This is a genomic window from Staphylococcus sp. HMSC069D12 (genome assembly GCF_001810405.1).
In the GTDB taxonomy this organism is placed as follows: Bacteria; Bacillota; Bacilli; order Staphylococcales; family Staphylococcaceae; genus Staphylococcus; species Staphylococcus haemolyticus.
The window spans coordinates 56,405-80,788 of the sequence record NZ_KV801097.1 but is presented as its reverse complement, the minus strand read 5'-3'; the positions used below and the strand labels follow the sequence as shown (position 1 = coordinate 80,788).

Below are 24,384 nucleotides of genomic sequence, written 5' to 3'. Positions count from 1 at the left end.
CCAAGCGGTAAGGCAACGGACTTTGACTCCGTCACGCGCTGGTTCGAATCCAGCTAGCCCAGCCATTAGAGCCATTAGCTCAGTTGGTAGAGCATCTGACTTTTAATCAGAGGGTCAGAGGTTCGAATCCTCTATGGCTCACTTATTAGCACTCCTAATCAGGAGTGCTTTTTTTATAAAATTAAATAGAAGTATTATAAAGTTTATCTATTTGAAGATTGATTATATTGGTAATAAATCATTAATCAATTGCTGATTAATTGAATAATCTACTTTTTTTAATACAATTTATTTGTTCATATGACAGTTGTAATTATCATTGGTATAATTATGACTATGGAAAATATATTCGGAGGAGATGCTATGGATTTTTCCAACTTTTTTGATAATCTTAGTACATTAAAAATTGTGACGAGTGTGCTGGATTTACTTATAGTATGGTATGTCCTTTATCTTCTCATAACTGTATTTAAAGGAACCAAAGCAATTCAATTACTTAAAGGTATTCTTTTTATTGTAATTGGTCAACAAGTGAGTAAAATTCTAAATTTAACTGCTACATCTAAACTTTTTGATATTGTAATTCAATGGGGTGTTCTTGCGCTTATTGTTATTTTCCAACCCGAAATAAGAAGAGCATTGGAGCAGTTAGGTCGTGGAAGCTTATTTAAGCGTTATACTAATACATACAGTCATGATGAAGAAAAGTTAATTGAAGCAGTATCGAAAGCTGTTCAATATATGGCTAAAAGACGTATTGGTGCTTTGATTGTTTTTGAAAAAGAAACGGGATTACAAGATTATATTGAAACGGGTATAGCGATGAATTCTGAAATATCTCAAGAATTATTAATTAATGTATTTATACCAAATACCCCGCTACATGATGGTGCAATGATTGTTCAAAATTCTAAGATTGCTAGTGCAGCTAGTTATTTGCCTTTATCAGATAGTGCTAAAATTTCTAAAAGTCTAGGAACGAGACATAGAGCTGCAGTGGGTATCTCTGAAGTTTCAGACGCATTTACAATTGTTGTTTCAGAGGAAACAGGTTCAATATCTGTAACTTTTGATGGTAAATTACGTAGAGATATCTCAACTGAGGTATTTGAAGAATTATTAGCCGAACATTGGTTTGGCACACGCTTTCAAAAGAAAGGTGTGAAATAAGATGCTAGAGAGTAAATGGGGTCTCAGATTTATTGCTTTACTATTGGCAATCTTTTTCTATTTATCAGTTAATAATGTATTTGGAAATATTTTTAGTAATGATAATTTATCACAAAATTCATCTAAAACAATTGAAGATGTACCTGTTGAGATAATTTTTAATTCCAAAGTATTACATGTAACTAAAGCACCTGAGACTGTTAATGTAACTGTTTCAGGTCCACAATCTAAATTATTAAAAATCGAAAACGCCGATGATATCAAAGTTGCAGTGGATTTATCCAACGCTAAAGCCGGAAAATACAAAGAAGACTATATCGTTAAAGGCTTAAGTAATGATATTAATTACAATGTTAAACCTAAGCAAGCTTATGTTACTTTGGAAAATAAAGAAACTAAAACGATGCATGTTCAAGCAGATATAGGGAAAGATGATATAGACCCAAACTATAAAGTGAAAGACAGTTCTGTTGAGCCTAATTCTGTCAAAGTAACTGGAGGACGAGAACAACTTAAGAAAATCGCATATTTAAAAGCTACTTATAAAGAAGCTAACAAATTAAGGCAAGATACTTCTAGTGTAGCAGATGTTACTGCTTTTGATAAATCATTAAATAAATTAGATGTTAATATACAGCCTAATGAAGTCAAATTAAATGTTAAACTCCAAGAATATAGCAAAAAGGTTAAAGTTAAAATTAATAAAAAAGGCAGTTTACCTGATGGTGCTAGCTTGGATGATATAACAGTTGATGAGAATGAGATAGAGATTTATGGTAATAGAGATGATTTACAAGATATTAATGAGATAGAGGCAAATGTTGATCTTAAGAATATAACTGAATCTAAAGATCAGAATGTTCAATTAAATTTACCAGATAAAGTAAAGAAATCTGATCCAGATGAAATAACAGCACATATTAGCTTAAAATAACAAATTAAAAAGGAGTATTAATGATGGGAAAATATTTTGGTACTGATGGAGTAAGAGGAATAGCCAATAAAGAGTTAACACCTGAATTAGCATTTAAGTTGGGTCGTTATGGTGGTTATGTACTAGCACATAATGAAGGTGCTGACAGACCAAAAGTTTTAGTTGGTAGAGATACACGTGTGTCAGGTGAAATGCTTGAATCTGCTTTGATTGCAGGATTAGCTTCAATTGGGGCTGAAGTTATGAGATTAGGTGTTATATCTACACCTGGAGTAGCTTATCTTACTAGAGAAATGGGAGCTGAATTAGGTGTAATGATTTCAGCTTCGCACAATCCAGTGGCTGATAATGGAATTAAGTTCTTCGGTGCAGATGGTTTTAAATTATCTGATGCTCAAGAGGAAGAGATTGAAACATTATTGGATCAAGAAAATCCTGATTTACCAAGACCAGTTGGAACAGATATTGTACATTTTTCTGATTACTTCGAAGGTGCTCAGAAATATTTAAGCTACTTAAAATCAACTATTGATGTTAATTTAGAAGGATTAAAAATCACACTTGATGGTGCAAATGGTTCTACATCAGCACTAGCACCTTTCTTATTTGGAGATTTAGAAGCTGATACTGAAACAATTGGCTGTAGCCCAGATGGTTATAATATTAATGATAATTGTGGATCAACTCATCCTGAATTATTAGCTGAAAAGGTTCTTGAAACTGAAAGCGACTTTGGTTTAGCATTTGATGGCGATGGTGATCGATTAATTGCTGTTGATGAAAAAGGTAATATTATTGATGGTGACCAAATCATGTTTGTCATTGGTCAAGAAATGCATAAAAACCAAGAATTAAACAACGATATGATTGTTTCTACTGTTATGAGTAATTTAGGTTTCTATAAAGCTTTAGAAAACGAAGGTATCAAATCTAATAAAACAAAAGTTGGAGATAGATACGTAGTAGAAGAATTGAGAAAAGGTAACTACAACCTTGGTGGTGAGCAATCAGGACATATTGTTATGATGGATTACAATACTACAGGAGATGGTTTATTAACTGGTGTTCAATTAGCTGCTGTTATTAAAATGAGTGGTAAACCTTTAAGTGAGTTAGCTGCTCAAATGAAAAAATATCCGCAATCTCTAATCAATGTTAAAGTTACAGATAAGCATCATGTAGAAGAAAATGTAGATGTTAAAAAAGTGATGGATGAAGTAGAGACTGAAATGAATGGTGAAGGTAGAATTTTAGTTAGACCATCAGGTACAGAACCGTTAATTCGTGTAATGGTCGAGGCTTCAACTGACGAAGATGCGCAACGTTTTGCACAACGAATTGCTGATGAAGTTCAATCTAAAATGGGCTTAGAGTAATCAATTTAATAAAACAATTTTCGTTTTCCTTCAAAGTTTACATTTAATGTGTGGCTTTGGAGGTTTTTTAAATGTTTAATTAACGTTTTTCTGAAGCGTTTTCATTTAATTGGTTGCGATATTGTTTAGTAATAATTTAATAATTAGAAACAATTATTATGTAATTTAGAAGATTACAAAAGATATTTATTTTAAATTTTTACTAAAAAGGTCGGAAATTGTTTGCATTCATTTATTTGAAAAGTGTAAAATAAATAATATTGGAAGGAGGATAGTTCAAAATTAATTATAAAGCGCCAGGGCAAAATATAAGTGTACCTATAATCAAAAGTTAAATATGAGAGCTTTTGTAGGGCAATTTATTACTTTGCAGACGAGGAGAATAGTCATCGAAAATATCGGCGGATGCTATTCCGGATGAGGCTCATTCGTTAGCTTATTATTTAAAACATTTAGGTAACTAAATGCACAAAAATAATAAGAATGCCTAAAATTTATAAAATCTTAGAAATATAATATGGCTTTAATGGGTAAATACAATAAAGATAAAACATTAATAATAAATAGAATTGTTAATAAAATTACTAATGTTTAAAAACACTTTACCTTTTTAAATTTTATATAACAGATAAAATTTTCAAGCTATATTTAACGGAGGAAAAATTTATGTGCGGAATTGTAGGATATATTGGATATGATAATGCAAAAGAATTGTTATTATCAGGATTAGAAAAATTAGAATATAGAGGGTATGACTCAGCTGGTATTGCAGTTGCAAACGATAATGGTACAACTGTTTTTAAAGAAAAAGGTCGTATTGCAGAATTAAGAAAAGTTGCTGACAACAATGACACTGATGGTCACGTTGGTATCGGTCACACACGTTGGGCTACACACGGTGTACCAAGTACAGTGAATTCACATCCTCACCAATCTAATAATGAACGTTTTACATTAGTTCATAATGGTGTAATTGAAAATTATGAAGAATTAAAAAGTGAATATTTATCAGATGTAACATTCCAATCTGAGACAGATACAGAAGTTATTGTTCAATTAGTTGAACACTTCTCGAATAAAGGTTTAGAAACTGAAGAAGCTTTCTCTAAAGTAGTTTCTTTATTACACGGTTCATATGCATTAGGCTTACTTGATAATCAAGATAGCGATACAATCTATGTAGCTAAAAACAAATCACCTTTATTAGTTGGTGTTGGAGAAGGGTTCAATGTCATTGCATCAGACGCATTAGCTATGATTAAAGTAACGAATGAATACAAAGAAATTCATGACCATGAAATTGTTATTGTTAAAAAAGACAGTGTAACTATTAAAGACCTTGATGGCAATGTACAAGATCGAGACACTTATACTGCTCAAATCGATGCTTCAGATGCTGAAAAAGGTATCTATGATCACTACATGCTTAAAGAAATTAATGAACAACCAGCAGTTATGCGTCGTATTATTCAAGAGTATGAAGATGAAAATGGCGACCTAAAAATTGACCCTGAAATTGTTAAAGATGTTGCAGCTGCAGATCGTATATATATCATCGCAGCAGGAACAAGTTATCATGCAGGTCTAGTTGGTAAAGAATACTTAGAAAAATGGGCTGGTGTACCTACTGAAGTACATGTAGCTTCTGAATTTGTTTATAACATGCCACTATTATCTGAAAAACCATTATTCATTTATATTTCTCAATCAGGTGAAACTGCTGATAGCCGTGCAGTGTTAGTTGAAACTAACAAATTAGGTTACAAATCATTAACAGTTACAAATGTGGCTGGTTCAACATTATCACGTGAAGCAGATCATACATTGTTATTACATGCTGGTCCTGAAATTGCAGTTGCTTCAACAAAAGCATATACAGCTCAAATTGCTGTTTTATCAATCTTATCTCAAGTTGTAGCTAAAGCACATGGTCGAGATAATGATATTGATTTATTGAGAGAATTAGCTAAAGTAACAACTGCAATTGAAACAATTGTAGATGATACTCCAGTAATGGAACAAATTGCTAAGGATTTCTTAGAAACAACGCGTAATGCATTCTTCATCGGACGTACAATGGACTATAATGTAAGTCTTGAAGGCTCATTAAAACTAAAAGAAATTTCATATATTCAAGCTGAAGGATTCGCTGGTGGAGAACTTAAACATGGTACAATTGCATTAATTGAAGACGGCACACCTGTAATCGCATTATCTACACAAGAAAAGGTTAACTTATCAATTCGTGGTAATGTCAAAGAGGTAGTAGCACGTGGTGCAAAACCATGTATTATCTCTATGGAAGGTTTAGAAAAAGAGGGAGATACTTATGTAATTCCACATGTACATGAGTTATTAACTCCGCTTGTATCTGTAGTTACATTACAATTAATTGCTTACTATGCAGCACTACACAGAGGATTAGACGTAGATAAACCTCGTAACTTAGCTAAATCAGTTACAGTTGAATAATTCGTATAAATTTTGAGCCGGGGTAAAATTTAATAAGGTTAGACAACATTGAAATTGAAGTGGCTAACTTAAATGTGAAAGCGTTAATCGCATGCTCTTCTCTAATATAGTTATCCTAGTGGGAGCAAGATGTTAAATTCATTAAGAATTTGATCTTGCTCTTTTTTTATTTGAAATACTAACTTATAAAATATAGTCTGTTATTTTGAAAAAATGTCTGAATTATCTTACAATTATCGTATTGTGAGGTGATACTATGCTAATTTCAATGAATAATGTACATCGATATAGAAGAGGTAAGCATATATTAAACGGTATTGATTGGAATATTAAAAAAGGGGATAAATGGATATTATATGGTTTAAATGGTGCTGGAAAAACAACTTTATTAAATATTCTAAACGCTTATGATTCAATTACAAGTGGCAACATAGTCCTTTTTAGTATGACACCTGGAATGGTTGGATATTCAGCAGATAATGTGAGACAACATATCGGTTTCATTTCAAACAAGCTCACTAATCAATTTCAAGATGGAGAGCATGTGATAGATGTGGTATTAAGTGGCTATTTTAAATCTATTGGCCTATACAAAACATTCAATCATCAACAATTGTTAGAAGCGCAGAAGCTATTAAAATTAGTCGGTATGGCAGAATTTGAGAATGAATACCTCGGTTATTTATCAACTGGACAACAACAAAGGGTTATGATTGCACGTGCGCTTATAAGTAATCCAGAATTATTAATTTTAGATGAGCCAGCTTCGGGCTTAGATTATTTAGCGCGTGAAACACTGTTGGAAGTATTAGAAACTTTATCACATGAGCGACCTGAAATTACTATCATTTATGTGACACACTTCATTGAAGAAATCATACCAATATTTGATAAAATTTTTATTTTAAGTAAAGGCATGAATTTTGCACAAGGAAAGATTGATGATGTTTTAACTAATAAGACGATGTCATCTCTTTTCAATAAAAATGTAGAAGTTGTGAATTATAAAAATCGATTTTCTTTACACATGATAGGGTAATCTCGTTGCACATTTCATCAAATAATGCCACAATTTTAAAAAAGACACGTAAAGGAGAAGGCTACATGACATTGAATAATATCAAAGCGATTTTTCTAGATATGGATGGAACAATTTTACATGAGAATAATAAAGCTTCAATTAAAACAAAATCAATTATTGATGAATTACGAGAAAAGGGATATAAGGTATTTTTAGCAACTGGTCGATCATATACAGAGATTGATCAACTTGTACCTCCTCAATTTGAAGTTGATGGAATCATCAGTTCTAATGGTACGAGTGGAGAAGTAAACGGTGATAATCTTTTCATGCATAGTTTATCGAGTGAAAGTGTTAAACGAATCGTATCTTTAGCACAACAGCAAGAAATATATTATGAAGTTTTCCCATTTAATGGATCAAGAATTGCGCTAAATGAAGATAAAGCATGGATGCAAGAGATGATTAAAGGTGATACGCCTCCAAATCATGTAAGCGAAAGTGAATGGAAATCAAGATTAGATGCAATGTCTGGTAAGATTGATTGGAAAGAGGACATACCTGAAGATGACTATGCTAAAATTTATTTATTTACGCCAAACTTAGAAAAAATAACAACTTTTAGAGATGAACTTATTCAAAATCAAGTGCTTTTAAACATTAGTGTTTCTAATTCATCAAGATTTAACGCTGAAACTATGGCATATCATACAGATAAAGGAACGGGTATTAAAGAAATGATAGAACACTTTAATGTTAAACAAGAAGACACGCTTGTAATAGGGGATAGTGATAATGATAGAGCTATGTTTGCATTTGGTGGTTATAGCGTCGCAATGAAAAATGCACGACAAGAAATACAGGAAATTACTAATGAAGTGACACAATTCACTAATGAAGAAGATGGCGCTGCATTATTCTTAGAAAGCAAATTCCTAAAATAAAATTGTGGAACATAAAAGGTGGAACCCTTATTTAATTGGGTTCCACCTTATTTGTATTATTTATCTTTATTGAAATTATGACTTGCTTCATCTTTGGCATTCTCAGATTTTTGTTTAACATTGTTTGTAACATTATTTGAATGTTCTTCAACATTGTTTTTAGAAGATTGATGAGTATTGTCAATTTTTTGTTGATTACTCAATGTGTCATTTTTATTAGTTACGCTTTTATTTTTATTTTTATTTTTGTGCTTTTTCTTCTTCTCGTTAGTAGTTTTATTTAATTTTTCACCACGTTTTAAGAAGTACTGAACTGCACCCATTATAAGAACAAAATAAAGGATTAAACGTAATATAACAATAATTACTTGTGCTACATACAGAATGACTGTAGCAACTTTTTGAGACATGTTTCCAGTTGTTACAGAAAGAATTGTACCAAGTGGTTGAGTAATGATAATAATAATTAAATTTAATAAAAGAACAGCTATAAAGAATTTAAACCAAGTTTTATGGCCATTTCTAATACCTTTAAAGCCAACTTTAAAGTGAGACATTGCACTATAGTTAGATTCTCTTACTAATGAAACAGTATAATTAATCATTAAAATGAAAAAGAACCATGATACGATTGATGTGATTAATCCAATAATAATTTGAATTGTTAGTAAAATGGCAATTGCATTATCGGATGAACTTACAGCTGACTGTAATGATGTAAATAAAGGTGTTAATGCTAAATTAAATAAATAATTTAATGCCATTATAATTAAGTACATCACTATAAATAAGCCAATTGAGATTAATGATAAAATTAAACTCTTACCATATTTACTTTTTTTGAATGCAACAAATAAGTCATTGAAATGAACATTTTCACTTGAAATTGCTTTTGCAATAACATTAATTGCACCTGCTAGTAATTGATAACCTGCAAATATAAAGAATAATAATCCCAATAATAAAGCCAGGATCATAATAATTAAATATGGACCCGATGATTGTTGTAATTGCGCTGCTAGCTGCATTTGCATGAAATATTGCATAAAGAAAGTTCTAGCAACAGCAAAAACCGCAAATACTACAATGAAACTAACGATACTAAACAAAATCGTCTTAAGAATTTGCGGTTTAGCATTTTTTAATGCCAAACTATGATATTTGAACAAATATAAGCACTCCTTTACTTTAATATAAATACAATATCAAAATTTATACTTTTTTTAAAATAATATCTAACATATTTGAAGATTAAGTGTTAAAATATGCTAATGATTAAATTTTGAAAGGAGATATCATCATGAAATTCGCGATTATTACAGATGTGCATGGTAATTTCGATGCATTACAAACTGTCTTAGATGATATTGATAATAGAGAAGACATCGATAAAATTTACAATCTCGGGGACAATATCGGAATTGGTCATGAAACAAATAAAGTACTCGATACAATATTTGATCGTGATGATATGGAAATTATAGCTGGTAATCATGATGAAGCGGTTATGTCATTAGTAAATAACACGCCTTATCCTGAAGATTTGAAGGATAAATTTTATGAGCATCATCAATGGATAGAGAGCCATATGGATGAAGATTACTATGACCAACTTAATTTGTTACCTAGATATATCGAAAAAACTATTTGTGGAAAAAAATTACTATTCATTCATTATGAAATTGAGAATCAAAAATTGGAGACTGGCATAGAAGGACAGCCGTTTAGTCCAATTACTGAAAATAGTAAAGAAAATATTATTGAATTATTTAAAGATAAAGATGCTGATTTAATTGCATTTGGCCATAACCATCAAATGCATTTATATGATGATAATAAAACAATTTATTTTAATCCTGGCGCAATAGGTTTAAACAATGGAGCCAATGCCGTCTACGGTATTGTAACTATTAATGATAATGAGTTTTCAATCGAAAGAATTAAGCTACCTTATGATAATGAAGAATATTTACAAGGGTTTGATGAAAAACAAGTGCCAGCGAAGCAACTCATTTTTGAACATTTTCTATAAGTTTTAAAAATCAGGGGTTAGACAGAATTTAACTCGAATTCAACGTCTAACCCCTGATTAATTTTTAATAAGTTATACTAATGTGAGTGTTGATGCATAACTCCAGAACATAAAATTGATTCGTCATGTTGATGTTTTGGTGTTTCTAATTGAATCGTCATATGTTGTATATTAAGATGTGCTAATTCATGTTCTATTTGTTTAAGTAATTGTTCACAATCCTCTATCGTAAGTGATTTATCTACTACTGCATGACAACTTAAAGCATTCATATCATTAGAAATAGTCCAAACATGATAATCATGAACATTTTGTATTTCCTCATGACCCATTATTGTATAGATGACTTGTTCTAAATCTATGTCAGAGGGCGTTCCTTCCATTAAAATATTAATAGATGATTTCGTAATTCCGTATGCACTCTTTAAAATTAGCAGTGAAACCACTATACTCGCAATAGGGTCTGCAATTGTAAAATTAAATGTCCATATGAGTATTGAGGCAATAATTGCACCAACAGACCCTAATAAATCTCCTAGTACGTGAATAAACGCACCACGCATATTTAAATTGTGATTGGTATCTCCGCCTTTAAACATTATGAGTGCTACTACGATATTAACTATTAAGCCTACTAAACTAATAATAAACATTTCTGTTGATTGAACTTCAGGTGGTGCAAAAAATCTTTTAATTGCTTCAACGATAATAACTATACTAATAACAAATAAAGTGATGCCATTAAACAATGCAGCTAAAACTTCAAAACGTTTATAACCAAATGTTTTACTAGATGTGGCATTCTTTTCAGCATAAATAAATGCAATAAGGGCAACACCTAGAGAAACTGTGTCGCTAAACATATGTAGTCCATCAGATAATAATGCTAAACTATTAGCAATAAAGCCACCTACAATTTCTATCACCATGAAAAGCCCAATAATAATAAAGGAAATGGCTAAAATTTTTTTATTATTAGTATGTACATGTGAATGGTTGTGTGAATGTGTATGAGAATGACTAGTCATTTGAAACTTCACCTCTTAGATGTTTCGTATGATGAATGGCTTGTTTCAATAGGGTTGAAACATGTTGATCATCAATCGAATAGATTTTTGATTGACCTTGTCTTAAGGACTTAACAAGTCTAGCTTGTTTAAGGATTTTAAGTTGATGAGAAACATTAGACTGGCTCAAGTTTAGCGTGTGTGTAATATGACCAACACTAGATTCCTCTTGCTCTAACAATAATAGAATTCTTAATCTATTTTTATCACTTAGGGCTTTAAAAATTTCAGTAGTCTGTATTAAGGTAGCATCTTCGTTCCAACTGCTTAAAGATACATTCAAATAATTCACCTCTTATATATTAATATATGTTCATATATTAATTTAATATACATGATTGACTATGTCAAAAATGACTTACGTTTTAATTTTTATTTAAGTGGTAAATTGATGGAAGTAGAAATATTAAGGAGGAATATTTGAATGAGTTTATTAGTTATAGGTGCTAACGGTGGAGTAGGTTCTAAATTAGTAAAGCAACTAAAAGAAAATCAGGTAGATTTTACAGCTGGTGTACGTAAAAACGAACAGATCGAAACATTAAAGCAAGATAATATTGAAGCAACTTTAGTTGATGTAGAAAAAGATAGTATTGAAGACTTAACTGAAACATTTAACGGTTATGATAAAGTTTTATTTACTGTGGGTTCTGGAGGCAGTACAGGTGCTGACAAAACTATTATTGTAGATTTAGATGGTGCGATTAAGACAATTGAAGCTAGTAAACAAGCCAATATTAAACATTATATTATGGTGTCAACGTATGATGCTCGTCGTGAAGCTTTTGATTCAAGCGGTGATTTAAAACCATATACAATTGCTAAGCACTATGCTGATGAACACTTAAAAAATTCTGGATTAAATTATACGATTGTTCATCCAGGTGCGTTAGAAGATAAAGAAGGAACTTCTAAAATAGAGACTGATTTATACTTTGATGGAAGAGGTTCTATACCTAGAGAAGATGTGGCATCTGTGTTAAAAGAAGTTGCTTTATCTGAGAATAAATTCATAAATAAAGAATTCCAAGTTATTACAGGTAATCAATCAATAAGCGAAGCATTGTCTTCATTTGAATAAATGAGTTGTTTAAAGATAATCATTGAATTAAAAAATGCTTTCATTAAACTTTAACTAATAGTAATTATTTCAGTTGTGGTGGGATAATGAATTCTAATTGAATTCTGTCCCACTTCTTTATGTGTTTTATCATTTAAATAATTTCTATTAAAATAAAGATAAAGTTGATATAATAAGGATACGAATGGTAACACAAGTAATGTTGAATAATTATTTTGAATATAATTTCACTTTTACATAATTAATTTTTAAGTTTTATACATATAAATCAGATATTATCATCTACTTTAGAAATAGAGAATATAGCCTTAAATGGTTTTAGGGGGTGCAACTATGCCATTATTTTTAAAGCCTATTTTTTTCGAGAAAATTTGGGGCGGTAATAAATTAACTCAATTCAATTATGATATACCTAGTGAATCCACAGGAGAATGTTGGGGGATTTCTGCACACCCAAATGGAAAGAGTATGATCCTTAACGGGCCTTATGCTGGACAAACATTAGACCAAGTTTGGACGCAACATAGAGAATTGTTCGGTGATTTTCCAAGCAAAGATTTTCCGTTATTGTGCAAAATAGTTGATGCGAATGAGCCGCTATCGATTCATGTTCACCCAGATGATTCTTATGCTTATGAATTTGAAAATGGGCAATATGGCAAATCAGAATGTTGGTATATTATTGATGCAGAAGAAGATGCTGAAGTTTTAATTGGTACTACGGTTAACTCTAAAGAAGAACTGGAAGATCAGATTAGCCAAGATAATTTCTTGGAATCTTTAAAAAGAGTTAAAGTACAACCTGGGGAATTTTATTTTATTCCTGCTGGTACTATACATTCAATCGGTTCAGGTATAACTGTGTATGAAACAATGCAATCTTCAGATATTACATATAGATTATATGATTATAATAGACAACGTGAAAATAGTTCTTCATTAGATGTTGATAAAGCATTAGATGTTATTCAATATTCTCAAGAACTACCTAGTATCGTTCCCGAAAATGAAATTATTGAAAATCATAAATGCAGTCACATTGTGTCTAATGATTTCTTTACAATGGTTAAATGGGAAGTTAGTGGGACATTAAATTATATGAAACCTAGAGAATTTTGTCTTGTTTCAGTTTTAAATGGTGATGGACAAATTATTATTGATGGAGAAATCTTCAAGATTCAAAAAGGTTCCAATTTTGTTCTGACTTCAGAAGACTTAGATAGTGTCTTTGAAGGAGACTTTACGCTAATCATTAGTTATATTTGATTTTTATTGTTCGTGTTATAAATGATTCATTGTATTAAAGAGGAGTGTGAATATTGAAACAGTTTTTATATATCTCTTTAGTATGTGGTGTGATAGCAGGGGCAGGTGTCTTTTTCAATATGCCACAATATCCTTCACTTGTTATTCCTAGAGTTGTTGCAATATTAGGTATTATAAGTGCAATTATTACCATTAAAGACAAAGATTTAAGTGGATTACTAAAACTTGGTGGCATCATGATCAATTTAATGCCATTATTAGGTAGTTTACTAGCACCTCATTAAATTAATGCATAGGGGAATATTTAGAATTATTTATGATGGATTCTGAATGTTCCCCTTTATAGCAACTTATTAAAATGAGATAAAACACTAAAAAAATTAAACATAAATAACGACGATATGTTAAGATTTATAGCATAACTTAATAAACATAGCGTTTAATTAAAATACAATGAAATCAATTAAAATACATAATAACTTTTGAGAATTAATTTAAAGGAGACCCACAATGGAAGAAGAAGTAAATTACTTTTGGCTTAACTGTGGCTATACTAGATGGAATCACAATGAACCGTTAGTAGGTCAAACAACATTATTTGAATCTGGAGCTCAATTCAACCCTACTCAAGGTTTTAGAGCCTTCAAAAAGGCTAAGACAGGGGATCAAGTTATATTTTATCAAGTCCAAACAGATACTGGATTACTTGGTATTGGAGAAATTATTAGTGTTCAAACAGGTGCTCAAAATAAAATTAGAGTTGAATTTAAATTTAATGAACTATTAAAACCACTTACAACTGATTATTTAAAGCGAAGTGAAACGCTTGATTTTCGCATGAATAATATGCGTGAAACTTTAATCAATCAATTAACTAAAGAAGAGTATGATTTAATTGTTTCACTAGGTAAAGGTGAATTGAAACTTCCACGTTATTTCTTCCTTTCTGAAACTGAGTCATTTGAATCAGGAGAATATTATACTATTTATACTCATACGTATAACGGCATTAAACGTAATGGATATCATTTTTACAATCAGTTAGAAATAGGAGATAATCTTATCTTCTATAATAAATATGAAGATCAATCAGTGGTAGGTATTGGAGAAGTTTCTCGACATATTCATGAGAAACCACCTATTCCTGGTAGAACAAATAGTACTGCCATTGAAATATATTATGATAAGCATATTACTCCAGTGACATTAGGTGCATTAAATAAACATCCTAAGTTAAAAAATCTTTATTTTTTACAAGAAAATGCGAAACAAGCCATCGCAAGCATGAGTCAAACTCAATACGATGCTATTATTGAAATGAGTAATAATGATAGTGTGAAAACACCTTTTGAAACAATTAAAAAAACTGAAATTGATTCAGCAAATCATGATGAGTCAATAAAACCTTTTATATTGTTGATTGTTGAACAACGTGAAGAAGGATTGAAAGCGGCAAATAATTTATTACAAAAGACAAATGCAAATCCTGTAATAACTAGTGGACATCCGGATTTTACAGAGGACATGTTATATGGTAAATATTTACCAAATGAAACTGGTGCCCTATACTATCGCGAAGGTTTTATCACTCAATTAATGCCTAAAAATGATAAAAGTTATTTAGTCATCGATAATTTTAATAGAATTGATCCTGACATTTTCCAAACTTACATCAATGTGTTAGAAGGATATGAAGTAACATTACCTAGGTATAATAAAGAGGGGCAAATGGTAAAATGGTCAAGAGAAAAAGAATCATTCTATCATTTTAATCCGAACTGGCATATTATTGGTGTAACTTACGACCGTCTAGAAGATATAAAACGCAAATATTCAAATCAATTTCTTAAATATACAAGAATTGTAAAAGTAAATCATGAATAACTTAAGATAACTAAACCTGAGACGTTTTACTATGTCTCAGGTTTTTAATTTTATTATTATGGCTTTAAAATTTTATATCAAATTTAAATCATTCATAGTTAAAGGCATGCTATACTATGGACATTTTTAATGTTTAATGTAAGGCATAGAATGGAATATTTATAATAAGACTTAGAGGAAGGTGAAAGAAATGCCTATTATTTATTACGATGGTAATTGTGTTTATTGTTATAACTATTGCATTTGGTTAATACAGAATGGACTTCCTAAGAGTTATGAATTCGCAACTTTAAAAGGGGAAGCAGGGCAACACTTATTTGAACAACATCCAGAAGCATTAAATAAAAACAGCGTGATTTTACAACGTGGTCAACATTTAGAGTTTAAATCTAATGCGATTGCTAATCTTATCATGACTACAACGAATTACAAGTGGTTAGGATTGTTAATTAAAGTCATTCCACGTCAAATAAGAGATTTAGCGTATAATTTATTTGCAAATAATCGAAATAAGATGTGGAAGACGCATTGGCATAAACCAAATGAATATGAAAAATCCTTTTTCATAGATGATAAACGCATGTAATTGATAAAATATTATCATAATTGATAATGAGAGGTTTGTTAGTAAATATATATAATTTTAGTTGCTGATGTAAATCACTTTTCAAACACTGGTAAATAAGTTTTAATAGTTGATAGGAAAAGGTAGTTATAAAAATCAGTGCAAAAAATGTTAAGCATAACTATTTACAGATTATAATGATTATAATATAATAATTATTGTAATAAAGAGAAACCAATTCAGAAGTACAAGGAGAGAATATAATGAGTCAACAAGATGTAGTAAAAGAATTAAATCAGCAAGTTGCAAACTGGACTGTAGCGTATACAAAATTACACAATTTCCATTGGTATGTTAAAGGACCTAATTTCTTCTCATTACATGAGAAATTCGAAGAGTTATAAAATGAAGCTAGCCAATATGTAGATGACTTAGCTGAACGTATTTTAGCAATTGGTGGAAATCCTGTTGGTACATTGAAAGAAAGTCTTGAAATTTCTATCGTTGATGAAGCTGGTAAAAATTACTCAGCTGAACAAATGGTTGAAGCCTTCTCTAATGATTTAACTCATATTTCAGAGCAATTAATTAAATCTATAGAAGTAGCTGGAGAAGCTGGCGATGATGTTTCAGAAGATATGTTCATCGGTATGAAAAATTCTGTTGATAAACACAATTGGATGTTCAAATCATATTTAGTTTAATTAATCATATAAAAAGGTGCTTGAGATTTCATTATCGTCTCAAGCACCTTTTATTATCTATTAGAATTTGATATTACTCGGCGATTTCCAATGCAATTTCCATCATTTGAGTAAATGAATTTTGTCTTTCTTCAGCTGTAGTTGCTTCGTCTTTTAGAATATGGTCACTAACTGTAAAAATACCTAACGCTTTTTTACTAGCATTAATTGCATTCAAGTATAAACCTGCTGATTCCATTTCTATACCCAATATTCCCATTTTTTGCCAATTATCATTGAATGTTTTATCAGCATTGTAGAATGTATCTGAAGATAAAACATTACCTACATGGCTTACTGCTCCTATTTCATCTGCTACATTTTTAGCTTTAGTGATGAGATCATAGTCAGCTATTGGAGCAAAGTGACCAGGTATATTAAATTGATCAACATAATTAGAATTTGTAGATGCTGCTTGAGCAATAATGACATCATATAAATTTACATTCTCTTGTAATGCGCCACATGAACCTACGCGAATAATAGTATCAACATCAAAGAAATTATATAACTCATAAGAATAAATACCGATACTTGGTATTCCCATCCCTGATCCCATTACAGAAACTTCTTTTCCTTTATATGTACCTGTGTAACCAAACATATTTCTAACTTCATTAAATTGTTCAACATTTTCTAAAAAGTTATCAGCAATATATTTTGCACGTAATGGATCGCCTGGCATTAAAACAGTCTTTGCGATTTTTGTTCCATTAGGTTGAATATGAGGTGTGCCATTTGTCATTATTATCTTCTCCTTATCATGATTGTTAAGATTAAGATAACATTTGTTTAACTTTTTTGCGAATTTTTGTACTATAGAAATGAGAGGACTATATTAATTTAAATAGTTAATATTCCAGTTAGATGGAATATCATTTAAATTTAACAACATATTGGAGGAAACTACTATGAATTATGCTAAATTTATTGATCACACATTATTGAAACCGGAATCTACACGTCAACAAATCGATCAAATTATTGATGAAGCCAAAGAGTATAACTTTAAATCTATTTGTGTAAATCCTACACATGTAAAATATGCAGCAGAACGATTAAATGATTCTGATGTATTGGTTTGTACCGTTATAGGTTTCCCACTTGGTGCTACTACAACTGCTACTAAAATCTTTGAAACTGAAGATGCCATTAAAAATGGCGCATCTGAAATTGATATGGTTATCAATATCGGCGCACTTAAAGATGGAAGATTTGAAGAAGTTCAAAAAGACATTGAGGGCGTAGTTGGAGCAGCAAATGGAAAAACAGTAAAAGTGATTATTGAAACTGTGCTTTTATCAGATGAAGAAAAAGTTAAAGCAAGTGAATTAGCGAAAGCAGCAGGTGCTGATTTCGTTAAAACATCAACTGGTTTTGCTGGGGGAGGCGCTACACCTGAAGATGTGAAATTAATGAAAGATACAGTGGGAGACGAATTAGAAGTTAAAGCATCAGGTGGCGTTCGCAGTTTAGAAGATTTCAATAAAATGATTGATGCAGGTGCTACGCGTATAGGTGCGAGTGCAGGTGTTCAAATTATTCAAGGCTTAGAGTCAGATTCTGATTATTAATAATGCAATTAACGTAACAGCACATAGATACAACAGCTTATTTTGAGAGGGGTTCAGAATTATGAGAATGGTAGATATTATTGAAAAAAAACGCGATGGTAAATCATTATCAAAAGAAGAAATTGAATTCTTTATCAAAGGTTACACGAATGGGGATATCCCGGATTATCAGGCATCGAGTTTAGCTATGGCTATCTTTTTCCAAGATATGAATGACGAAGAGCGCGCAGCATTAACTATGGCAATGGTTAATTCAGGTGATGTGATTGACTTATCAAAAATCAATGGTATTAAAGTTGATAAGCACTCAACAGGAGGCGTTGGTGATACAACTACATTAGTATTAGCGCCTCTAGTGGCAGCAGTGGGTGTCCCAGTAGCCAAAATGAGTGGACGTGGCTTAGGACATACGGGTGGAACAATTGATAAATTAGAATCAATAAAAGGATTCCACGTTGAAATCTCTGAAGAGGATTTCATTAAACTTGTTAATGAAAATCAAGTAGCTGTTATTGGACAGTCAGGTAATTTAACTCCAGCTGATAAGAAACTTTATGCATTGAGAGATGTAACAGGGACAGTTAACTCAATTCCTTTAATTGCATCATCTATTATGAGTAAAAAAATTGCTGCGGGTGCTGATGCTATCGTCTTAGATGTTAAAACTGGTAATGGTGCTTTCATGAAAACATTAGAGGACGCTGAAGCGTTAGCTCATGCTATGGTTAGTATAGGGAATAATGTAGGTAGAAATACAATGGCTATTATTTCTGACATGAGCCAACCACTTGGTCGAGCGATTGGTAATGCTTTAGAATTGAAAGAAGCTATTGATACATTAAATGGTAAAGGACCAGAAGATTTAACTGAACTTGTATTAACACTCGGTTCTCAAATGGTAGTTCTAGCTAATAGAGCAAAAACACTTGAGGAAGCACGTCAATTATTAAATGAAGCAATTGAAAATGGTTCAGCTTTAGAAAAATTTAAAACATTTTTAGAGAATCAAGGTGGCGATGCCTCAGTAGTTGATGCGCCTGAACTATTACCAACAGCAACATATCAAATCGAGTATAAAGCTCAATCAAGTGGCGTAGTTTCAGAACTTATTGCTAATGAAATTGGTGTTGCTTCAATGATGTTAGGTGCTGGGAGACAAACTAAAGAGGATGAAATAGATTTAAGTGTTGGGATTGTATTAAATAAGAAAGTAGGAGACGTTGTTAAAGAGGGAGAATCTTTATTAACCATTCACAGTAATCGTGAAAATGTTGACGACGTTATTAAGAAACTTGATGAAAGTATTGAAATTCAAGCACAAGCAACAACACCAACATTAATTCATAAAATAATTACAGAGTAGGAGGGAGTGTTAAATATGACTACACCATTCAAAAGAGTACATTTAATTGTTATGGATTCAGTAGGTATCGGAGAAGCGCCTGATGCTGCAGCTTTCAATGATGAAGGATCTCATACATTAAAGCATACATTAGAAGGATTTAACCAAACGCTACCTAATTTGGAAAAATTAGGATTGGGTAATATTGAAGAATTACCTGTTGTCAATAAAGTTGAACAACCAGGTGCTTTCTATACTAAACTTAGTGAAGCTTCAGTGGGTAAAGATACCATGACAGGACATTGGGAAATCATGGGCTTAAATATCATGCAACCATTTAAAGTATATCCAAACGGATTTCCTGATGAGTTAATACAAGAGATTGAAGAAATGACAGGTCGTAAAGTTGTAGCAAATAAGCCCGCTTCAGGGACAGCCATTATTGATGAATTAGGTGAGCATCAAATGAAAACTGGGGACTTAATCGTCTATACTAGCGCTGACCCAGTACTTCAAATTGCTGCACATGAAGATATTATTCCTCTTGAAGAATTATATGATATTTGTGAAAAGGTTCGAGAATTAACTAAAGATCCTAAATACTTAATTGGTCGTGTAATTGCACGTCCGTATGTAGGTGAACCAGGAAACTTTACACGTACTTCTAATCGACATGATTACGCACTCAAACCATTTGGCAAAACTGTTATGAATACATTAAAAGATAATAACTATGATGTTATTGCTATAGGAAAAATTAATGATATTTATGATGGTGAAGGTGTAACTGAAGCAATAAGAACAAAAAATAATATGGATGGTATGGATCAATTAATTAATGTCGTAAAAAAAGATTTTAATGGCATTAGTTTCTTAAATTTAGTTGATTTCGATGCACTATACGGCCATCGTAGAGACAAAGAAGGTTATGCACAAGCTATTAAAGATTTCGACGAGCGATTACCAGAATTAATCGACAATCTTCAAGAAGATGATTTAGTTATTATCACGGCTGATCACGGAAATGATCCTATTGCCGATGGTACTGATCATACTAGAGAGTATATCCCAGTACTTATGTTTAGCCCTAAAATTGATAAATACCATGAATTATCAGGAGACAGTACGTTTAGTTCAATCGGTGCGACCATTGCAGATAATTTCAATGTGGAATTACCTGAATTTGGTAAGAGTTATTTGAATGAAATGGGAGTAGAACATTAATGAAAGTATTTCGTTATTTATTAGGTTTATCATTTGGAACAGCTGGCGTTCTACATTTTACTAATGAACGCTCATTTAGAAATATTGTTCCAGAATACTTACCATTACGTAAAAGAGCTGTTTTAGTAACAGGTGTATTTGAAATTTTCTTTGGCATTATGTTGTTATTAAAACGTCCTGCTAATTGGTTAAAAACAGGTATAAATCTTTTCTTATTAGCTGTATTACCAGCAAATATATATATGGCACGAAAAGAATTACCTTTAGGTGATAAACAAGTACCTAAATGGGCATTATACACAAGACTACCAATGCAATTTGTTTTAATTGCACTAGTGAAAAAATTATAGAAGAGAAAAGTAAAACCACCAATACTTAAATATACTTAAGTATTGGTGGTTTTTATTTTAAATATGAAATTTATTTACCTTCACCAAAAATATCTGACCATTGATTGCGTTTATCTAAAAATGCTTGCGCAATTTCTTTTGCACCTTCAAGTGAATGACTTGCTGCCCAACCGCATTGTACTTCATTGCAAGCGGGTACCTCAGTAGCTTCTAAAACATCATTTAGTGTTTTTTCAATTATATTTAACACTTCTTCATAGTCGTCATGATTAATAAATGAAACATAAAAACCAGTTTGACAACCCATTGGACTTAAATCTACAACTTTATCAGTATGATTTCTAATGTTTTCAGCCATTAAATGCTCTAGTGAGTGTAACCCAGGCATTTCCATGTGCTCTTTGTTAGGTTGTTTGAAGCGAATGTCATATTTTTTAATAACATCACCATTTAAGCCTTCCATTGTACCAGCTAAACGGACGAAAGGTGCGACAACTTTAGTGTGATCTAGATTAAAACTTTCAACGTTCATTTTAGTCATGATAAATCCTCCTATATTAAATAAGCTTAATTATTAAGTTAACGATTTGATTGTATCAATAGTTAAGGGTATTTACAATTTTCAAAATTATAGTTAAACAAAGTTAATTGTGAGAAAATTTCGTAAATACAAAGTTATTTAATGACAACAATCTTTAAATCCGATAAAATAAGTAATAATTAATTGAGAAACGATATGGTTACAATATCCAAAATATTTTTAAAAATTTTTACAATAATAAGGGAGTTATGATTTATGAGTAATAAACAAGGAATTTTAGATTATATAGAGAATAATAAATATGATTATGTTGAAATTAGTCATAGAATACATGAACGCCCTGAATTAGGCAATGAAGAAATTTTCGCGTCTAGAACGCTTATAGATAAATTGAAAGAGAATGATTTCGATATAGAAACGGATATTGCTGGACACGCTACTGGATTTATAGCTACATATGATTCTGGGCAAGAAGGCCCGGTTATTGGCTATTTAGCTGAATATGATGCATTACCAGGCCTAGGTCATGCATGTGGTCATAATATTATTGGAACTGCTAGTGTACTTGCGGGTTCAGCATTGAAACAAGTTATAGACCGCATCGGTGGCAAAGTTGTCGTGCTCGGTTGTCCTGCAGAAGAAGGTGGCGAAAATGGTAGTGCAAAAGCGACATATGTTAAGGCTGGTATTATCGATGATATAGATATAGCATTAATGATTCATCCAGGTAATGCAACTTATCCAACCATTGATACACTAGCGGTGGATGTATTAGATATAAAATTTTATGGCAAAAGTGCACATGCTTCTGAAAATGCTGACGAAGCTTTAAACGCTTTAGATGCAATGATTTCATATTTTAACGGTGTAGCACAGTTAAGACAGCATATTAAAAAAAGTCAACGCGTACATGGTGTTATCTTAGACGGAGGAAAAGCTGCAAATATTATACCCGATTTTACACATGCTCGATTCTACACACGTGCAACAACTCGAAAAGAACTAGATATTTTAACAGAAAAAGTTAATCAAATTGCTAGGGGTGCCGCAATTCAAACAGGTTGTGATTATGAATTTGGCCCTATACAAAATGGTGTGAACGAATTTATTAAGACACCTAAATTAGATGAATTATTTAAAAAGTACGCGCTCGAAGTTGGTGAAGATGTAAGTCATGATGATTTTGGTTTTGGTTCAACAGATACGGGTAATGTCAGTCATATAGTACCTACGATTCATCCTCATGTGAAGATAGGATCTAGAAACTTAGTTGGTCATACACATAGATTTAGAGAGGCTGCGGCAAGTGTACATGGTGATCAAGCGTTAATTCATGGTGCGAAAATTATAGCATTAATGGGATTAGAACTAATTGAAAATAAGGGAATGTTTGATGAAATTGTTCAACAGCACTCTCATATAAAGGGGCAGTCAAAATGACGATAAATGAAAAGGGTCTAAAATTAACTTTAAGTGACTTATATAATGAAAATATAGTGTATAACTCGAGACCATCTTATGTTTCAAATCCATGGTTAAAGCCAGAGGAGCATCAATCTAATTTCTTAACTGGTAGGGAAATGCTTATTGCAGATTCAATGCCAATGATTGTACATGAAGCAAGTATTACTGAAAAATTAGATCAACTATTTAATCTTGTTGGAAAAAAAGTTCCCACAAATACGTATCAATTTAAAAACCGTGAAACATATGAAGCACTATTAAATCGAATTGTTAAAGAAGAAGGTAAAGATATATATTTTCAATATATTCATAGTGAAGATGTTGTTTCGGATAAATGCTACGCTGTAGATAAAGAGACATTTGTAGCTTTGAACAATAAAGCGCGAATACCAGAATGGACGAATCATAAATATTTACCAGAGCGAGAAATTGTATCGATAAATGATTTTAAAGCGCGCATAAAAGAATGGGATTTCCCTTTTGTAATTAAACCAGGTGATGACTTACCAACAGCTGGTGGATATGGTGTAATGATTTGCTATGATGAAGAAGACTTAGCTAAAGCAACACAACGTATTTTAAAAGCAAGTGATGCTACGGATAATTTAATAATTGAACAAAAAATTGAAGCGGTAAAGAATTATTGTGTTCAGTATGCTTATTCTGAAGAAATAGGTGTGACTTATTTAGGGACTGCACATCAAATCACTGATAAATATGGATTTTATGCTGGAAATGAAAATGTTCAAGATGTTCCTCAACAAGTTATTGATGCAGGAAGAGAAATTATGGAAAATGGTGTAAAGTTGGGTTTCTTCGGTGTAGCTGGATTTGATTTACTATTAGATAAAAACGATGATGTTTTTGCCATCGATTTAAACTTTAGACAAAATGGCTCAACAAGCATGTTATTATTACAAGAAGAATTAAATTCATCATATCAGAAATTCTATAGTTACTTCTCTAATGGTGATAATGAACATTTCTTTAATACAATTTTAAAATATGTCAAAAAGGGCGTATTATATCCATTATCTTATTATGATGGTGATTGGTTTGGAAAGAATGCAGTTAATTCTCGTTTTGGTTGTATATGGACTGGAGATTCAAAAGAAGCCATAGAGAAAATTGAAAAATCCTTTTTAGCTGAATTAGATAAAAATTAAATTACCCTAATCACTATCCATTGATAGGTATATAGCAATAATTTTAAAAAGCATAATTTCAATTCTTAGCATTTAAATGAATCAAAAGATAATAATTCAATATGTTATAGCTCTATGCGTCAATTTGGGAGCAAGACATGGCATTCATCAAGAATACAGTCTTGGTCC

General features: G+C 31.5%; 23 protein-coding genes, 1 tRNA gene and 1 pseudogene. 20 read left to right on the top strand and 5 right to left on the bottom strand.

The window, feature by feature from the left end; all coding sequences use genetic code 11:
* The first annotated feature begins 68 nt into the window (after positions 1–68).
* The 7 genes from HMPREF2737_RS02875 (at position 69) to HMPREF2737_RS02845 (ending at position 7,917) form a co-directional block, all read left to right on the top strand.
* Positions 69–141: transfer RNA gene (locus HMPREF2737_RS02875), tRNA-Lys, on the top strand.
* A gap of 222 nt (positions 142–363) precedes the next feature.
* Positions 364–1,170: a diadenylate cyclase CdaA gene (cdaA, locus tag HMPREF2737_RS02870; protein ID WP_011275189.1), complete on the top strand. Its 807-nt coding sequence runs from the start codon at positions 364–366 to the stop codon at positions 1,168–1,170.
* A 1-nt stretch (position 1,171) separates the two neighbouring features.
* Positions 1,172–2,104: a CdaR family protein gene (locus tag HMPREF2737_RS02865; RefSeq protein WP_037551868.1), complete on the top strand. Its 933-nt coding sequence runs from the start codon at positions 1,172–1,174 to the stop codon at positions 2,102–2,104.
* A gap of 23 nt (positions 2,105–2,127) precedes the next feature.
* On the top strand, positions 2,128–3,480 hold the full coding sequence (gene glmM, locus HMPREF2737_RS02860) for a phosphoglucosamine mutase (RefSeq protein WP_037551870.1): 1,353 nt from the start codon (positions 2,128–2,130) through the stop codon (positions 3,478–3,480).
* A 666-nt stretch (positions 3,481–4,146) separates the two neighbouring features.
* The gene (gene glmS, locus HMPREF2737_RS02855) at positions 4,147–5,952 is read left to right on the top strand and encodes a glutamine--fructose-6-phosphate transaminase (isomerizing) (RefSeq protein ID WP_037538885.1); all 1,806 of its coding nucleotides are present in this window, start codon (positions 4,147–4,149) and stop codon (positions 5,950–5,952) included.
* A gap of 256 nt (positions 5,953–6,208) precedes the next feature.
* Positions 6,209–6,991 (top strand): ABC transporter ATP-binding protein, encoded by a 783-nt coding sequence (locus HMPREF2737_RS02850; protein ID WP_037551872.1) that lies wholly within the window; start codon positions 6,209–6,211, stop codon positions 6,989–6,991.
* 71 nt (positions 6,992–7,062) lie between these two features.
* Positions 7,063–7,917: an HAD family hydrolase gene (locus HMPREF2737_RS02845; RefSeq protein WP_226955430.1), complete on the top strand. Its 855-nt coding sequence runs from the start codon at positions 7,063–7,065 to the stop codon at positions 7,915–7,917.
* 56 nt (positions 7,918–7,973) lie between these two features.
* Here the strand turns inward: HMPREF2737_RS02845 and HMPREF2737_RS02840 are convergent, their stop codons facing one another.
* The gene (locus HMPREF2737_RS02840; protein ID WP_070650040.1) at positions 7,974–9,086 is read right to left on the bottom strand and encodes a lytic transglycosylase; all 1,113 of its coding nucleotides are present in this window, start codon (positions 9,084–9,086) and stop codon (positions 7,974–7,976) included.
* A 131-nt stretch (positions 9,087–9,217) separates the two neighbouring features.
* On the opposite strand from HMPREF2737_RS02840, the gene HMPREF2737_RS02835 reads away from it, so the two are divergent.
* Positions 9,218–9,949 carry a metallophosphoesterase family protein gene (locus HMPREF2737_RS02835; RefSeq protein WP_037551877.1) on the top strand — a complete coding sequence of 244 codons (732 nt, stop codon included), beginning with the start codon at positions 9,218–9,220 and terminating at the stop codon, positions 9,947–9,949.
* A 77-nt stretch (positions 9,950–10,026) separates the two neighbouring features.
* Here HMPREF2737_RS02835 and czrB read toward each other — a convergent pair whose 3' ends face one another.
* Positions 10,027–10,977 carry a CDF family zinc efflux transporter CzrB gene (czrB, locus tag HMPREF2737_RS02830; protein WP_037551880.1) on the bottom strand — a complete coding sequence of 317 codons (951 nt, stop codon included), beginning with the start codon at positions 10,975–10,977 and terminating at the stop codon, positions 10,027–10,029.
* Positions 10,970–11,299, bottom strand: coding sequence for an ArsR/SmtB family transcription factor (locus HMPREF2737_RS02825; protein ID WP_037551884.1), 330 nt, complete (start codon positions 11,297–11,299; stop codon positions 10,970–10,972). The genes czrB and HMPREF2737_RS02825 overlap by 8 nt, the downstream gene beginning before the upstream one ends.
* A gap of 141 nt (positions 11,300–11,440) precedes the next feature.
* Between HMPREF2737_RS02825 and HMPREF2737_RS02820 the strand changes: the two genes are divergently transcribed.
* The 6 genes and pseudogenes from HMPREF2737_RS02820 (at position 11,441) to HMPREF2737_RS02795 (ending at position 16,516) form a co-directional block, all read left to right on the top strand.
* Positions 11,441–12,097, top strand: coding sequence for an SDR family oxidoreductase (locus tag HMPREF2737_RS02820; protein WP_037551886.1), 657 nt, complete (start codon positions 11,441–11,443; stop codon positions 12,095–12,097).
* A 333-nt stretch (positions 12,098–12,430) separates the two neighbouring features.
* Complete coding sequence (locus HMPREF2737_RS02815; RefSeq protein ID WP_037551888.1) at positions 12,431–13,363, top strand: type I phosphomannose isomerase catalytic subunit; 933 nt, start codon at positions 12,431–12,433, stop codon at positions 13,361–13,363.
* A 53-nt stretch (positions 13,364–13,416) separates the two neighbouring features.
* Positions 13,417–13,647 (top strand): hypothetical protein, encoded by a 231-nt coding sequence (locus HMPREF2737_RS02810; RefSeq protein WP_011275203.1) that lies wholly within the window; start codon positions 13,417–13,419, stop codon positions 13,645–13,647.
* A 226-nt stretch (positions 13,648–13,873) separates the two neighbouring features.
* Positions 13,874–15,247, top strand: a complete 1,374-nt coding sequence (locus tag HMPREF2737_RS02805) for an EVE domain-containing protein (RefSeq protein ID WP_037551890.1) — start codon at positions 13,874–13,876, stop codon at positions 15,245–15,247.
* Positions 15,248–15,437: 190 nt separating this feature from the next.
* Positions 15,438–15,833, top strand: a complete 396-nt coding sequence (locus tag HMPREF2737_RS02800) for a thiol-disulfide oxidoreductase DCC family protein (RefSeq protein ID WP_037551892.1) — start codon at positions 15,438–15,440, stop codon at positions 15,831–15,833.
* 239 nt (positions 15,834–16,072) lie between these two features.
* A pseudogene (locus HMPREF2737_RS02795) lies at positions 16,073–16,516 on the top strand (DNA starvation/stationary phase protection protein).
* Positions 16,517–16,589: 73 nt separating this feature from the next.
* Here the strand turns inward: HMPREF2737_RS02795 and deoD are convergent.
* Positions 16,590–17,300, bottom strand: coding sequence for a purine-nucleoside phosphorylase (deoD, locus tag HMPREF2737_RS02790; RefSeq protein ID WP_037551894.1), 711 nt, complete (start codon positions 17,298–17,300; stop codon positions 16,590–16,592).
* Positions 17,301–17,466: 166 nt separating this feature from the next.
* Between deoD and deoC the strand changes: the two genes are divergently transcribed.
* The 4 genes from deoC (at position 17,467) to HMPREF2737_RS02770 (ending at position 21,045) form a co-directional block, all read left to right on the top strand.
* A complete protein-coding gene (gene deoC / locus HMPREF2737_RS02785) occupies positions 17,467–18,129 on the top strand; it encodes a deoxyribose-phosphate aldolase (protein ID WP_037551897.1) in 663 nt (220 codons plus the stop codon).
* A 61-nt stretch (positions 18,130–18,190) separates the two neighbouring features.
* Positions 18,191–19,492 carry a pyrimidine-nucleoside phosphorylase gene (locus HMPREF2737_RS02780; RefSeq protein WP_037551899.1) on the top strand — a complete coding sequence of 434 codons (1,302 nt, stop codon included), beginning with the start codon at positions 18,191–18,193 and terminating at the stop codon, positions 19,490–19,492.
* Between the two features lie 15 nt (positions 19,493–19,507).
* On the top strand, positions 19,508–20,695 hold the full coding sequence (gene deoB / locus HMPREF2737_RS02775) for a phosphopentomutase (protein WP_011275210.1): 1,188 nt from the start codon (positions 19,508–19,510) through the stop codon (positions 20,693–20,695).
* A complete protein-coding gene (locus HMPREF2737_RS02770; RefSeq protein ID WP_037551900.1) occupies positions 20,695–21,045 on the top strand; it encodes a DoxX family protein in 351 nt (116 codons plus the stop codon). The genes deoB and HMPREF2737_RS02770 overlap by 1 nt, the downstream gene beginning before the upstream one ends.
* 70 nt (positions 21,046–21,115) lie before the next feature.
* Here the strand turns inward: HMPREF2737_RS02770 and HMPREF2737_RS02765 are convergent, their stop codons facing one another.
* A complete protein-coding gene (locus HMPREF2737_RS02765) occupies positions 21,116–21,586 on the bottom strand; it encodes an S-ribosylhomocysteine lyase (RefSeq protein ID WP_037551902.1) in 471 nt (156 codons plus the stop codon).
* A gap of 255 nt (positions 21,587–21,841) precedes the next feature.
* Here HMPREF2737_RS02765 and HMPREF2737_RS02760 point away from each other — a divergent pair, with 255 nt between their 5' ends.
* Together HMPREF2737_RS02760 and HMPREF2737_RS02755 are read left to right on the top strand one after the other, a co-directional pair.
* Positions 21,842–23,026, top strand: a complete 1,185-nt coding sequence (locus HMPREF2737_RS02760; RefSeq protein ID WP_037551904.1) for a M20 family metallopeptidase — start codon at positions 21,842–21,844, stop codon at positions 23,024–23,026.
* Positions 23,023–24,216 carry an L-aspartate--L-methionine ligase LdmS gene (locus HMPREF2737_RS02755; protein WP_037551906.1) on the top strand — a complete coding sequence of 398 codons (1,194 nt, stop codon included), beginning with the start codon at positions 23,023–23,025 and terminating at the stop codon, positions 24,214–24,216. Before HMPREF2737_RS02760 ends, HMPREF2737_RS02755 begins: the two co-directional genes overlap by 4 nt.
* Positions 24,217–24,384: the final 168 nt, after the last annotated feature.

What these genes read in the sequence shown, in the direction of transcription:
- glmM (WP_037551870.1), top strand. Translation starts at nt 2,128, where the DNA reads ATGGGAAAATATTTTGGTACTGATGGAGTAAGAGGAATAGCCAATAAA.
- HMPREF2737_RS02800 (WP_037551892.1), top strand. Translation starts at nt 15,438, where the DNA reads ATGCCTATTATTTATTACGATGGTAATTGTGTTTATTGTTATAACTAT.
- HMPREF2737_RS02760 (WP_037551904.1), top strand. Translation starts at nt 21,842, where the DNA reads ATGAGTAATAAACAAGGAATTTTAGATTATATAGAGAATAATAAATAT.
- HMPREF2737_RS02835 (WP_037551877.1), top strand. Translation starts at nt 9,218, where the DNA reads ATGAAATTCGCGATTATTACAGATGTGCATGGTAATTTCGATGCATTA.
- deoD (WP_037551894.1), bottom strand. Translation starts at nt 17,300, where the DNA reads ATGACAAATGGCACACCTCATATTCAACCTAATGGAACAAAAATCGCA.
- HMPREF2737_RS02780 (WP_037551899.1), top strand. Translation starts at nt 18,191, where the DNA reads ATGAGAATGGTAGATATTATTGAAAAAAAACGCGATGGTAAATCATTA.
- HMPREF2737_RS02850 (WP_037551872.1), top strand. Translation starts at nt 6,209, where the DNA reads ATGCTAATTTCAATGAATAATGTACATCGATATAGAAGAGGTAAGCAT.
- HMPREF2737_RS02820 (WP_037551886.1), top strand. Translation starts at nt 11,441, where the DNA reads ATGAGTTTATTAGTTATAGGTGCTAACGGTGGAGTAGGTTCTAAATTA.
- HMPREF2737_RS02770 (WP_037551900.1), top strand. Translation starts at nt 20,695, where the DNA reads ATGAAAGTATTTCGTTATTTATTAGGTTTATCATTTGGAACAGCTGGC.
- deoB (WP_011275210.1), top strand. Translation starts at nt 19,508, where the DNA reads ATGACTACACCATTCAAAAGAGTACATTTAATTGTTATGGATTCAGTA.
- glmS (WP_037538885.1), top strand. Translation starts at nt 4,147, where the DNA reads ATGTGCGGAATTGTAGGATATATTGGATATGATAATGCAAAAGAATTG.
- HMPREF2737_RS02805 (WP_037551890.1), top strand. Translation starts at nt 13,874, where the DNA reads ATGGAAGAAGAAGTAAATTACTTTTGGCTTAACTGTGGCTATACTAGA.
- HMPREF2737_RS02815 (WP_037551888.1), top strand. Translation starts at nt 12,431, where the DNA reads ATGCCATTATTTTTAAAGCCTATTTTTTTCGAGAAAATTTGGGGCGGT.
- HMPREF2737_RS02765 (WP_037551902.1), bottom strand. Translation starts at nt 21,586, where the DNA reads ATGACTAAAATGAACGTTGAAAGTTTTAATCTAGATCACACTAAAGTT.
- czrB (WP_037551880.1), bottom strand. Translation starts at nt 10,977, where the DNA reads ATGACTAGTCATTCTCATACACATTCACACAACCATTCACATGTACAT.
- HMPREF2737_RS02755 (WP_037551906.1), top strand. Translation starts at nt 23,023, where the DNA reads ATGACGATAAATGAAAAGGGTCTAAAATTAACTTTAAGTGACTTATAT.
- HMPREF2737_RS02865 (WP_037551868.1), top strand. Translation starts at nt 1,172, where the DNA reads ATGCTAGAGAGTAAATGGGGTCTCAGATTTATTGCTTTACTATTGGCA.
- deoC (WP_037551897.1), top strand. Translation starts at nt 17,467, where the DNA reads ATGAATTATGCTAAATTTATTGATCACACATTATTGAAACCGGAATCT.
- cdaA (WP_011275189.1), top strand. Translation starts at nt 364, where the DNA reads ATGGATTTTTCCAACTTTTTTGATAATCTTAGTACATTAAAAATTGTG.